This is a genomic window from Marinobacter salinexigens (genome assembly GCF_008370345.1).
Lineage (GTDB): Bacteria > Pseudomonadota > Gammaproteobacteria > Pseudomonadales > Oleiphilaceae > Marinobacter > Marinobacter salinexigens.
This window is the reverse complement of sequence record NZ_VTUU01000002.1, coordinates 208,255-220,656: the sequence shown is the minus strand read 5'-3', so window position 1 is coordinate 220,656 and position 12,402 is coordinate 208,255. Positions and strand designations below refer to the sequence as shown.

Genomic DNA, 12,402 nt, shown 5'->3' with positions numbered 1-12,402 from the left:
TTATCCGACCCCTGCGACTCAGCTTTCCCCCGGATCAAACCGCATGGTTCTTCCCGGGCAGTGAGCCCATTGACCGCCAGCACGCGACCAGTCTTTCGGCACAGAAAGGAATGAGGAACGGGGCGCCAGACATACCCAAAATCGCGCCAATTATAGAGATTAAGGAAATCTATTTCCACCAGAAACCAGAACGGTTTTATACCTCTTAGGCAGTAAAAAACCCCGCCAGCGGTCACTGACGGGGTTTTCAAAAGCCCTTGGCCTGAACGGCCTACGACTTTAGTCGCGTGCGCGCTTCGGGAAGATCGGGTAGGTCACATCCGCCATCTGATTAACGCAACGGATCACCTGGGCGCTATAACCAAACTCGTTGTCGTACCACACGTACAGGATGACACGCTTGCCGTTGGCAATGGTCGCCTGGGCATCGACGATACCCGCGTGACGCGAGCCAACAAAGTCAGTGGAAACCACCTCAGGAGAGTTCACGAAATCGATCTGCTTCTGAAGCTCGGAATGCAGAGCCATGTCGCGCAGGTATTCATTAACACCCTCAGCGTCCACATCTTTCTTCAGATTCAGGTTCAGGATAGCCATGGAGACGTTAGGAGTCGGCACACGGATAGCATTGCCACTCAACTTGCCTTTCAGCTCAGGCAGCGCCTTGGCAACCGCCTTGGCAGCACCGGTCTCGGTGATAACCATGTTCAGCGGGGCACTACGACCACGACGACTGCCTTTGTGGTAGTTGTCGATCAGGTTCTGGTCATTGGTGTAGGAGTGAACAGTCTCAACGTGGCCATCTTCAATACCGTACTCGTCATTGATCGCCTTCAGAACCGGCGTAATGGCGTTAGTGGTACAGGAAGCCGCGGACAGGATCTTGTCGTCTTCTGTGATATCGCCATTGTTGATACCGTATACGATATTCTTGATATCGCCTTTGCCAGGCGCTGTCAGGATAACGCGGCTGACGCCCTTGGACTTCAGGTGCAGACCCAGGCCAGCTTCATCACGCCACTTACCCGTGTTGTCGATCACGATGGCGTTGTTGATGCCGTAGTCGGTGTAATCAACCTTGTCCGGCCCATCAGAATAGATCACCTTGATGAAGTTACCGTTGGCAATAAGGGCAGAATTCTCTTCATCCACTGTAATGGTGCCGTCGAAAGGTCCGTGAACCGAGTCACGACGCAGCAGGCTGGCACGCTTTTCAAGATCATTGTCGGCACCGCCCTGGCGCACCACAATGGCACGCAGACGCAGGTTGTTACCGCCACCGGCTTTCTCGATCAGAATACGAGCCAGCAGACGACCGATACGACCAAAGCCGTACAGAACAACGTCTTTGGTTTCGTTGTTGGCATCTTCTTCAGACTGTGAAGCGAACTGACCAACAACCGGACCAATTTCGCGCTTCAGGAATTCGACGAGATCGCCACCTTCTTCCTTGAACTTGACCGCCAGCTTGCCAATATCAACGTGGGCACGACCGAGATCCAGTTTGTCCATAGCCTCAAGAATCGGCATGGTGTCGTGAACAGACAGCTCGCTGTCTTCCACCTGACGCACAAAGCGGTGGGCCCGGAGAATATCGATCACGGATTGATTGATAATGGAGCGACCGTAGACGGAAGTAACCACATTATTCTTGCGGTAGAGACGACCGATCAGCGGGATCATCGCTTCTGCGGTGGATTCTCTTTCCGTCCAGTTAGACAGGTGCTGGTTGATCTGTTCGTGGCTCACGGTTGGGACCTCTGTTAGCACTGGTAATAATTTGGGGCGCACATTATCCAACTTATGAAGCCGGACAGCAAATAAAGCTGCCATGACACCGCAACCTGTGGGCGGTAGAATACGCGCCTCGCCCCACTCCGGACCCGACAGCAGGAGAGTTTGACTGCCCATGAGCCAAGGTGCATCTACTTCGTCACGCCCATTGATTGCTCCCGATTGCCCGGAGAAGCCGGCCGATCACCGCACCTGGGGCCAGTTACATGGCAGCGCGGATGCCCTGGCGATCTGCGAAAGTGCCAGGACCCATACCGGTCTTACTCTGGTCATCACCCGGAGCACCAGCGATGCCATCCGACTCGAGCAGGCGATGCGATTCTTTCTGGGATTACCTGCAGAGGAAGATGGCCCGGCGATTACCGGGGACGGCCTCGAACTGCTATCGCTGCCAGACTGGGAAACGCTGCCCTACGATCTGTTTTCACCGCATCAGGACATCATCTCCCGTCGCATAAGAACCCTGCACCGGCTGCCGGGGACCCGCCACGGCGTGTTAGTGGTTCCGGCAAGAACACTGATGCACCGACTGCCCCCGGTGGACTACCTTCAGGGCAACACATTACTCCTGGAAGTCGGCCAATCCCTCGACATCGATTCCTGGCGACTGCAACTGGAAGCGGCGGGCTATCGCCATGCGGACAATGTTTACGAGCATGGCGAATACGCGGTACGCGGCGCGATTCTCGATATCTATCCCATGGGCGCCAACCTGCCCTACCGAATCGACCTGTTTGATGACGAAATAGAGACGCTACGCACCTTCGACCCTGAAACCCAGCGCTCCATCGACAAGATCGAGCGCATTGAGCTGCTGCCGGCCTACGAATTTCCCTGGCATAAAGAAGCACGGTCCGGCTTCCGAAACCGCTGGTTCGAACAGTTCCCGAACGCCGACAAGGATGCCCCGATCTATCAGGATGTGACTCACGGCATTACTCCGCCGGGCATTGAATACTATCTCCCCCTGTTTTTCGACAAGACCGCCACCCTGTTCGATTATCTTCCGCAGCAGACACTGGTCTTCACCGCCAACGACCTTAACCAGGCGGTCAATCAGTTCGATTCAGAGACCCGGGCCCGGCATGAAGATCGTCGGCACGACAGGCTGCGCCCGATCCTCCCCCCGGCCCTGCTGTTTCTCCAGCAGGACGAGTTGTTCGGGCACCTTAAATCATTTCCCCGTGTCACGATGACTCCAGATAGATCCAGCAGCGGCGGTGCAGTCAATTGCACGACGGAATCCCTGCCCGACGTTGCCATGGATGGGCGGGCCACCGAGCCTGCCAGACGCCTGAAACACTTCCTCAAGGATTTTGCCGGCCGAACACTGATCTGTGCCGAATCCTCCGGTCGCCGTGAAGCGTTGATCGAAAACCTGGCGGACCATGGGCTAAAGCCGCTCACGCTGGATAGCTGGCAAAGCTTTCTGAACGACGACACGTGCGCGCTCGGAATCACCGTTGCTCCCCTTGAGCAGGGAATTCTGCTGCCAGAGCAGCACCTGGCACTGATTACTGAAACAGCCCTTTTCGGTGAGCGGGTACTGCAACGCCGGCGCCGCGAAAAGCCGACAGACACTGATGAAGCAGGATTCCGGGATCTTTCCGAACTGCGCATTGGCGCGCCCGTGGTTCATATTGATCATGGCGTTGGCCGCTATCAGGGTCTTGAAACGATTACCGTTGAAGGTGAAGCAGATGAATTTCTGATGCTGGAGTATGCAGGAGGCTCGAAGCTTTACGTACCAGTCTCCAGCCTCCACCTGATTTCCCGCTATGCCGGCAGCGACACAGAACATGCGCCACTGCACAAGCTTGGCACCGAAAAGTGGAGCCACGCCAAACAGAAAGCACTGGAAAAAATCCGCGATACCGCAGCGGAATTGCTGGACGTCTACGCCCGCCGGGAAGCACGGAAAGGCTTCAGCTTCGAAAACCCGAAAGAAGCCTATCGGGCTTTTGCAGCCGGATTCCCTTTCGAGGAAACTCCGGACCAGCAAGTCGCTATTCAGGCAGTGATTGAGGACATGACCAGTGAACGCCCGATGGATCGACTGGTCTGCGGTGATGTCGGCTTCGGTAAAACCGAAGTAGCCATGCGGGCAGCCTTTATGGCGACCTTTTCCGGCAAGCAGGTTGCCGTACTGGTACCAACCACTCTGCTCGCCCAACAGCACTACGAATCCTTCCGGGATCGTTTCTCTGATACCCCGGTTAACGTCGAACTGCTCAGCCGCTTCCGTACTGGCGGGCAAACCGCCAAAGCAATGGAAGCCATCGAAAGCGGCAAGGCCGATATCGTCATCGGCACCCACAAGTTGCTTCAGGGCGATATCAATTTCAAGAATCTGGGCCTGGTGATCATCGACGAGGAACACCGTTTCGGCGTTCAACAAAAAGAAAAGCTGAAAGCCTTGCGGGCCGAGGTCGACATGCTGAACCTGACCGCCACGCCAATTCCGCGCACCCTCAACATGGCCATGGGCCACCTGCGGGACCTGTCGATCATCGCCACCCCACCAGCCCGGCGACTGTCCGTCAAAACGTTTGTACGGCAGCGGGACGAAGCCATGGTCAAGGAAGCCATCCTTCGGGAAATTCTGCGCGGGGGCCAGGTGTACTTCCTCCATAACGATGTCTCAACCATCGAAAAAACGGCGGAAGACCTGCGTCGTCTCATCCCGGAAGCCCGGGTCGGCGTCGCCCACGGCCAGATGCGGGAACGTGAGCTTGAGCAGATCATGTCGGATTTTTACCACAAACGGTTCAATGTACTGGTCTGCACCACCATCATAGAAACCGGGATCGACATCCCAAGCGCCAACACAATCATTATCGAGCGAGCGGACAAGTTCGGCCTTGCCCAGCTCCACCAACTGCGCGGTCGGGTCGGTCGATCCCACCACCAGGCCTATGCCTACCTGCTGACACCGCCACCCCGCACGCTAACAGCCGATGCCAGGAAGCGGCTTGACGCCATTTCCGAAGCTCAGGATCTCGGAGCCGGCTTTATGCTCGCCACCCACGACCTGGAAATCCGTGGCGCCGGGGAGCTTCTCGGTGAGGAACAAAGCGGACAGATCGAAAGCATCGGATTCACGCTCTATATGCAACTGCTGGATGAGGCAGTCAAAGCGATCCGCGAAGGACGCACGCCCAATGCCGAGCTTCCCCTCAGCCATGGCACCGAGATCAATCTCAGAATTCCGGCCATCATTCCGGAAGATTACCTGCCGGATGTCCACAACCGGCTGATGCTCTATAAGCGAATCGCCAGCGTGGACAGCAAGGAAGCATTAAAAGAACTTCAGGTTGAGATGATTGACCGCTTTGGATTGTTACCGGAATCAACCAAGAATCTCATTCGGCAGACCGAGCTCCGGCTTCAGGCTGAAGCGCTGGGTATCGTCAAGATTGACGCAGGCAAGGAATGGGCCCGTCTGGAGTTCGGAAGCTCAACGCCGGTTGATCCCCTGATTCTGGTTAAGAAAATGCAATCCTCACCGGATCAATACCGGTTGGAAGGGGCCAACAGCTTCCGTTTCCGGCTGAAGGACACCTCGACCAGTGGTAAACTCGACGGCATTTCCAAGATGCTTGGCGAACTGATGCCAGAAAAAGCGGCCGTAGCCGCCCAATGAACGCTTGAGTCAATTGTGGAGTAGACCCTTTGCAGATGGACGGTAATCGCTTGTGTCGCATGGCGACACGCTCAATCCTCGCGGCCCTGCTGCTGACATTCTCAATAGCCGGCTCTGTACTGGCGCAATCATCCGCGCAGAATGTGCCCGATGACTACTATCGGGCCGAGTTTGTTATCCTCGAACGGATTGTCGACCCGGGCTCGATCAATGAACATATGGCAGATCATATTGTGGAGCCCACTCCGGCTACCAACGATATCCTGTGGTCAGTCGCCCAGGGTGGCTCTGTGCAGAGCACCTTGTCACTGGTTTCAAAGAATAGCCTGTACCTGAATTCTGCGGCGCAAAGACTGGAACGAAGCGGTCACTACCGGCTCCTGGCGGCAACTGGCTGGTACCAGACATTCCCACCTAACTACGACGGCAAGCCACTTCGGGTAGAACTTGGAGACTGGTTGCCAAATAGCGGAACCAGAGAGATTGAAGGCACCATCACCGTGGACCGGCAGCGCTACCTCCACGTTGGCGTGCATCTGAATCACTGGAAGGAAGGAATGGAAGGACCGAAAGAACTGGTCACCTGGATTCGCGAGACACGCCGTATGCGCAGTGAGGAAATCCATTTCCTGGACTCCCCCACCATTGGCGTACTCGTTTTCTTCAAGAAGATTTCGGAGTAAGCGCCCCAAGATCAGCCATCGATGCTTCGAGTATGCTCTTGACACCAGACATCCCCTGCTCGATGGCTTCCTCAATTTCTTCCATGGTGATGATATGGTCTGATTTTCCAGCGGCCCAGTTCACCACCAGTGCCAGGCAGACGTAACGCATTCCCAACTCGGCAGCCAGAACCGCCTCTGGCATTCCCGTCATTCCCACAAGATCACAGCCATCCCGCTCCAGCTTGCGGATTTCCGCCGCTGTTTCCAGCCGTGGTCCCTGGGTCGCCGCGTAAACACCAAAATCTGAAAACGGCACAGACCGCCCCTTTGCCGCAGCAACAAGTGTGGCCCGGGCATCTGCATCGTAAGGCCAGGTAAAGTCGATGTGGGTAGTTTCTTCCAGATCTCCCTCAAAAAAGGTGCTGGGCCGTCCCCAGGTGTAATCGATGATCTGGTCCGGAATAACCACATGAGCCGGCCCCATCTCCCTGTGAATTCCCCCTACGGCATTAACCCCGATCACTGTCCTGACGCCGGCGTCATACAGTGCTCTCAGATTTGCCCGGTAGTTGACCTGATGCGGAGGAATCCTGTGCGGGTTGCCATGCCGCGACAGAAAGACCACCTTCTGATTACCGAGTTGACCTTCAACCAGTGGCGCTGACGGTGAGCCCCACGGCGTCGTACATTCGGTCTCTCCGGTGATTTCCAGTCCGGCCAGCGTGGTCAGGCCGGTACCACCAATAATGCCTACGGGGGCCTTTTCTGATTCGTTACTCACTCACCATCTCCTGATTCACCCTCATCGCCGTACCGTGTTCTCGGTGTGACCGGACGCCGGCTTGCCGGACTCGCCTTGGCAGACGACTCTTCGCTGTGTTCATCTGCCTCTTCGCCTTCCTCTCTTTCGATCCGCAGCCCTTCTGGAAGGTGGAGCGTACGGGTCGGAAACGCGATTTCAGCGCCATATCCTTCAATGATCTGGCTGATTTTCAGCAGCACGTCCTGCTTCACCTCATGAAAACGAACCCATTCCGTCGTCTTGGTAAAGGTATAAACCATGATATCCAGTGACGAGGCGTTGAAAGACAGGAAGTTCACAATCAGGGTTTGATTGGTGTCGATGTCTTCATGACTCTCAAGCATGGAGCGAATATCCGAGACGATCGGAGCCATATGGCTGACATCGGTATAACGAATACCAATGGTCTCGCTGATCCGTCGATTGGTCATACGAGACGGATTTTCCACCACGATGGTGGTGAAAGCCGCGTTAGGCACGTAGATTGGCCGCTTGTCGAACGTGCGGATTGTGGTCAGCCGCCAGCCGATATGCTCTACCGTTCCCTCGATACTGCGATCCGGGGAGCGAACCCAGTCTCCGACCTTGAACGGCCGGTCAAGATGGATAATAAATCCCCCAAAGAAGTTCGCCAGCAGATCCTTAGCAGCAAAACCCACTGCGATGCCGCCAACACCACCAAAGGCCAGCACGCCGGAAATGCTATAACCCAACGACTGCAGAGCGATAAGAACGGCCGTAATAATCACCACGGCACGGGACAGCTTGCTGACCGCGTTGACCGTGGTGTAGTCCATGGGTTTTTTCATCTTCAGAGGCGAAACAAGGATTTTCTCGCTCTCTTTGATAGCCCGCAGCAGAGTCCAGACGAATATCCAGATAAATCCAACCTGCAGCACGGCATCGTTGGCCTTGAAGATTTCAGCCTGGGAATAATGGTGAGCAACCTCTGCCGCCCAGTAAACACCCTGTAACCACACAAAAGCCACAACGGGCTTTCGGGCAGCATGGAGAAAAGCATCGTCCCAGAGGTTCTTGGTATCACTGAATTTCCGTTCCAGCATGACAATCACATGGCTCGCGAGATAGGCCACGGTCGCCGTGCCAAATACCAGGGCAAAGACCACAATACCGACCCGCCAACCTTCGGAGAGCAGGCCAAAATTTTCGATCCAGCTGTTAACCGTGGACACCACTTGCTCGATCATCGATTCCCTCTGATCAGTCTGGTTTAACGAATATCAACAGATATGCCCGGGCTCACCCGGGCGAAGAGATCCACCACGTCCGCATTGCGCATTCGTATGCAGCCGTGGGATTTCGGAATACCCATCGGCTCGCTATCCGGCGTGCCGTGAATGTATATGAAGCGACGGAAAGTATCGACCCCGCCCCCCCGATTTATGCCCGACTCGGTACCACAAAGCCACAGGATACGGCTCAGAATCCAGTCCCTTCCGGGGTAAGATGCGGCAAGCTCTGGCGTATAGATTTCGCCGGTAGGTCGGCGACCACGAAAAACCGTGCAGGCAGGCTGATTACCGCCAATCATGGCCCGGACGTAGTGTTGGCCGCGGGGAGTGCAGCCACTGCCATCTCGCTCGCCGGCACCATTAAGCGCTGTAGATACGGGAAATTCGATGATGAGGCCACCACCTGCGCCATAAAGGCTGAGGGTCTGCCTGTCCAGACTGACGACTATGCGGGGTGTTTGGCTGCGTTGAGTATTCAAAACCGGTCAGACTCCCTTCAGGCAGATTGCCAGTCGGAAGCCTAACCGACTCAAAGGAAGTCAGGCAATAGAAACCATGCTGCCTGGAGGCGGAATGAGCATCGCATCTCTAGCCTGCATACCAGCGGCCAGGAAGGGAACCAGGCGAGCAGCAATTTCCTGAACTGTGGTATCAACGCCGATCTTGTTCTCAAGAATCTCGATCAGGGCATCGCTACTGGACATGGTAAACGCTGTGGCCCCCAGCATGAACTGAATACGCCAGTACCGGTCCACTGCCGACAACTGGGGCGTAGCTTCCTTCAGCATGCGCATGAAGCGACTGAACGGCTCGCTGTACTCATCTTCCAGGAACTTGCGAAGGTGCCCCTGGGACTGGGTATACGCCAGCCCGAGCAATCGCATAAAGATAGAGATGCCCTTATCAGTGCGCTGCGGCATACGCACGGCGCTTTCAGTCAAAGCCCAAAGGGTCTGGTTCAGCGAGGCAGGCTTGCCCTTGCAACTGTCTTCCAGCTCATCAAACGCGGTTTCCAGAGTGGCGGAAAACGGGGTCAGGAACCGCGCAAACACTGCATGAATCAACGCGTTCTTTGATCCGAAATGGTAATTGACAGCGGCCAGATTTACTTTAGCCTTACTGGTGATCATGCGGAGGGAAGTTTCAGAAAATCCGCGCTCCGCGAACAGCTCTTCGGCTGCATCGAGAATCCGGTCGACGGTATCAGACTGCGCCATTTTATTATCCGTGCCTCTAGCAAACGTCTGTTTGAAACATACGTTTGAAGCGCGATTATGTCAAGCTCTCACCTCGGGTTGCGCTACAGCCTCCTGCCATCCTTTATCCAACGCCTCCTGATTGCCTTCAAAAAATGCGGTTTGCGCCCTTCCATACGCCTTTTCCGCTTCAAGAAGATAGATCAGATAAAGCCTCACATGCTCGCGCCGGGTCAGGTTTCGAGCAACCACACGATGCTCCGATAATCGCAGCAGATCACTGAATCGGGTATTACTCAGGGCGGGGTTGAACTCCGCCATCCGGGCACATTGCCAGATGAGGCCATCATCTCCCTCAAGATGCGCGACATGTTTTCGGGCATCCCGGAGCATCCGCTGACGCTTGACGACGAGATCGATATAGGAAGGTTTTGACGTGTAGATACGCCTGATCACAGGCAAGCCCAGAAGCAGGATAATGACAAAAGCGCCAAAGCCAGTCCCGGCAATCCACGCTGGTACGAACCCGGTTAGCCCGCTCAGAAAAACAGCCGCCGCTATCAACGCGCTGAACAGCCAAAGGTCCCGGCTCTTTCGGGCGGCAGCGAGGCTATAGCTGTCTGGCCAGTCATTCATTGCCAAAAGGTCAAAATCCATCAGCAACACCCGGTCACACTGGCGCAGAATCAAACGCAGCTTTCTTTGTCTGGACCGGGCAAGGATCTGATCGGAATTGACGTTCTCCCGTTCACCTTCTTTTTCGTTCGTGACATCCGCGAGTTCCGGCGCACCGGTTCCCTGAGGAACAGACGCTTCCGGTAAAGCGGTTTCGGCAGGTACGGGGTCCGCAGCGCGCCCCGGACGCAGCACGACACCAGCATTGTGGCCAGCACTCTGCAAAGTCTCTTCAGCAGTTGCCTGGTTTTCAGCCATGATCCATTTCCGTTCGGGAGCCTGATAGCGGGCTCTGTGGTTTGTATAGTGGTTATCGGCCGGCTTCCGTCCTTCTTGAATCAACCTTTGATCCAGGGACACCGACATCAGCACATTCACAATGGCGAGCGTTCTATGACTGACGGTTCTTGGCAAGCAAAGGTTCGCTCGCTATGCTCTTCCCCTCGCCACTCTGGCGATTGCCCACCGTTGTACGAGGTCCGGATATGTTTACAGGAATTGTTCAAGGCATCGCGACTGTCGATGACGTCACCAAAGCGCCAGGTCTGAACACATTTGTCATCCGTTTTCCGGAGGCAAATCTGACAGACGTTACGATCGGTGCGTCTGTTGCCATTAACGGCACCTGCATGACGGTTACCCGTCAGGACGGTGACAAACTGTATTTCGATGCAATGCAGGAAACATTAAGACTGACGACTCTGGGCGCACTTAATTCCGGAGACAGCGTCAACTTTGAACGGGCTGCGAAAATTGGAGACGAGATCGGCGGGCATCTGTTGTCCGGCCATATCCATACCACCGCAACCGTTTCCCGAATCGAACGCCCGGAAAACAACGTCACGATCTGGTTTGAAATTCCGGAGGAGTGGACCCGGTATGTGTTCCCGAAAGGCTTCATCGCCATTAACGGCGCCAGCCTGACCATCGGCGAAGTCTCAGGCAATCAGTTCAACGTGCATCTGATTCCCGAAACCCTGAGAGCAACCATTTTCGGTACTATTGCCGAGGGTGACCGCGTCAACATCGAGGTCGACAGTCAGACCCAGACAATCGTCGACACCCTGGCCCGACTCGGCTACGACCGCCCCACCGCTTGAGGCCTCTTTGCAGAAAACGCCACAAACTTCGGGTTGGCATCCACCTGCGTCACGTCGCTGAAGGTCTGACGCAGGCTCCGGTGGTAGCCCAGGTGCCGATTCCCCACCACGAGCAAACAGCCATTTGGGGCGAGATGCCGAGCGGCCTGTCTGAACAGCTTCAATGCTATATGGTCACCAACCACGCCACCTTCATGAAACGGTGGATTGAGCAGAATCAGTTCAAACGAGCCACAGTCTGACGGAATACCATCTGCATGGTGGAATTCGGCTTCGTTGTCCGGAAAATTATCCATAACATTACGGCGCGCGCTGGCTACCGCCTGGCTCGAAACATCGCTGAAGCTGACCGCCAGATCTGGCCTTACGGATAGCGCCCCCAGCCCCACGACACCATTACCGCAGGCCAGGTCGAGAACACGACTGCCCTCCACAAGCCCGGCAACCGCTTCACAGACCCGGGGCAAAAACAGCTGAGTACCTATATCAAGCCGTTCACGAGCAAATACCGCGGGTAATGCCTGAACGGATTGCCCAGAGCCCAGTGAATACCCTTTCCATTGACCCTGCCATTCCGCCAGCCGCGCCACCCCAGCCCTGCAGACAACAACCCTCGCCTTTTTACGGGCCGGTAGTACCGCCTCCGTTTCAACTGCCTCAGCAAAAACATCAACGCTCTTGTCGGGCAAATGTTTGATCATGCCACCTGCCAGCAGAACACCGGTATCGGCCAACACGCCATTTATCCAACGCAGTAACCACGCCAGATAGTCTGCATGCCGGGGAATGCGCATAACCACAAGATCAAACGGGCCTTCGGGAGGGTTCAGCCAGTTACGTACTTCAGACACACCGTAAATGGCAGCATTGAGCGCTACATTTTTCGAGACTGCCGAGTTCAATACTGCGCTGTCCGAAACGACCTCGGGAGAGGTCAGATCAAGCCCCAGAGTTAACGCACCAAAGGCATCATCCACTACCAGTACTCGCGGGGATTCAAGGCCTTTGAGGCGCTCAAAAGCCTGTTCCAGAAGCAGCTCATCTGCAGCATCCCAGGCTTGCAGGGACCGGCCGCCCCCAGGCCGATGCAAAGTCAGGGGGCCAACGGGGGTCTGTAGAACTGCGCTTGTCATTTCAGGCTTCCAGCGGGTGGTTTGTCACAAGATCGGCATTTTAGGCTGATTATTCTAGAAATTAACCCTAGATTGGAAACTGTTCACATCAAACCTTTCCGGTTGGCTCCGTTGTTTTGGACGCGAACCTTTTGCCCCTCA

At 55.5% G+C, this 12,402-nt stretch carries 10 protein-coding genes; 3 read left to right on the top strand and 7 right to left on the bottom strand.

Going from position 1 to position 12,402, the window contains the following annotated elements; genetic code table 11:
• Positions 1 to 279 precede the first annotated feature (279 nt).
• Complete coding sequence (locus FWJ25_RS05485; RefSeq protein ID WP_149599258.1) at positions 280 to 1,749, bottom strand: glyceraldehyde-3-phosphate dehydrogenase; 1,470 nt, start codon at positions 1,747 to 1,749, stop codon at positions 280 to 282.
• Positions 1,750 to 1,909: 160 nt separating this feature from the next.
• Here FWJ25_RS05485 and mfd point away from each other — a divergent pair, with 160 nt between their 5' ends.
• Positions 1,910 to 5,437, top strand: a complete 3,528-nt coding sequence (gene mfd / locus FWJ25_RS05480) for a transcription-repair coupling factor (protein WP_149599257.1) — start codon at positions 1,910 to 1,912, stop codon at positions 5,435 to 5,437.
• Between the two features lie 59 nt (positions 5,438 to 5,496).
• The gene (locus FWJ25_RS05475; RefSeq protein ID WP_246166664.1) at positions 5,497 to 6,120 is read left to right on the top strand and encodes a CsiV family protein; all 624 of its coding nucleotides are present in this window, start codon (positions 5,497 to 5,499) and stop codon (positions 6,118 to 6,120) included.
• Here FWJ25_RS05475 and FWJ25_RS05470 read toward each other — a convergent pair.
• The 5 genes from FWJ25_RS05470 to FWJ25_RS05450 form a co-directional block, all read right to left on the bottom strand.
• On the bottom strand, positions 6,101 to 6,883 hold the full coding sequence (locus FWJ25_RS05470) for an S-methyl-5'-thioinosine phosphorylase (protein WP_149599255.1): 783 nt from the start codon (positions 6,881 to 6,883) through the stop codon (positions 6,101 to 6,103). The genes FWJ25_RS05475 and FWJ25_RS05470 overlap by 20 nt on opposite strands.
• A complete protein-coding gene (locus FWJ25_RS05465; RefSeq protein WP_149599254.1) occupies positions 6,880 to 8,112 on the bottom strand; it encodes a mechanosensitive ion channel family protein in 1,233 nt (410 codons plus the stop codon). Before FWJ25_RS05465 ends, FWJ25_RS05470 begins: the two co-directional genes overlap by 4 nt.
• A 23-nt stretch (positions 8,113 to 8,135) precedes the next feature.
• Positions 8,136 to 8,606, bottom strand: a complete 471-nt coding sequence (locus FWJ25_RS05460) for a L,D-transpeptidase (protein WP_246166682.1) — start codon at positions 8,604 to 8,606, stop codon at positions 8,136 to 8,138.
• A gap of 90 nt (positions 8,607 to 8,696) precedes the next feature.
• Positions 8,697 to 9,374 (bottom strand): TetR/AcrR family transcriptional regulator, encoded by a 678-nt coding sequence (locus tag FWJ25_RS05455; RefSeq protein WP_149599252.1) that lies wholly within the window; start codon positions 9,372 to 9,374, stop codon positions 8,697 to 8,699.
• A 60-nt stretch (positions 9,375 to 9,434) separates the two neighbouring features.
• Positions 9,435 to 10,286 carry a hypothetical protein gene (locus FWJ25_RS05450; RefSeq protein ID WP_149599251.1) on the bottom strand — a complete coding sequence of 284 codons (852 nt, stop codon included), beginning with the start codon at positions 10,284 to 10,286 and terminating at the stop codon, positions 9,435 to 9,437.
• A gap of 227 nt (positions 10,287 to 10,513) precedes the next feature.
• Here FWJ25_RS05450 and FWJ25_RS05445 point away from each other — a divergent pair, with 227 nt between their 5' ends.
• Positions 10,514 to 11,128, top strand: a complete 615-nt coding sequence (locus FWJ25_RS05445; protein WP_149599250.1) for a riboflavin synthase subunit alpha — start codon at positions 10,514 to 10,516, stop codon at positions 11,126 to 11,128.
• Here the strand turns inward: FWJ25_RS05445 and FWJ25_RS05440 are convergent.
• On the bottom strand, positions 11,107 to 12,261 hold the full coding sequence (locus FWJ25_RS05440) for a class I SAM-dependent methyltransferase (RefSeq protein WP_149599249.1): 1,155 nt from the start codon (positions 12,259 to 12,261) through the stop codon (positions 11,107 to 11,109). The genes FWJ25_RS05445 and FWJ25_RS05440 overlap by 22 nt on opposite strands.
• Positions 12,262 to 12,402: the final 141 nt, after the last annotated feature.

Excerpts from the sequence above, each read along its gene's own strand:
- mfd (WP_149599257.1), top strand. The coding sequence starts at position 1,910 with ATGAGCCAAGGTGCATCTACTTCGTCACGCCCATTGATTGCTCCCGAT.
- FWJ25_RS05475 (WP_246166664.1), top strand. The coding sequence starts at position 5,497 with ATGGCGACACGCTCAATCCTCGCGGCCCTGCTGCTGACATTCTCAATA.
- FWJ25_RS05465 (WP_149599254.1), bottom strand. The coding sequence starts at position 8,112 with ATGATCGAGCAAGTGGTGTCCACGGTTAACAGCTGGATCGAAAATTTT.
- FWJ25_RS05455 (WP_149599252.1), bottom strand. The coding sequence starts at position 9,374 with ATGGCGCAGTCTGATACCGTCGACCGGATTCTCGATGCAGCCGAAGAG.
- FWJ25_RS05450 (WP_149599251.1), bottom strand. The coding sequence starts at position 10,286 with ATGGCTGAAAACCAGGCAACTGCTGAAGAGACTTTGCAGAGTGCTGGC.
- FWJ25_RS05445 (WP_149599250.1), top strand. The coding sequence starts at position 10,514 with ATGTTTACAGGAATTGTTCAAGGCATCGCGACTGTCGATGACGTCACC.
- FWJ25_RS05440 (WP_149599249.1), bottom strand. The coding sequence starts at position 12,261 with ATGACAAGCGCAGTTCTACAGACCCCCGTTGGCCCCCTGACTTTGCAT.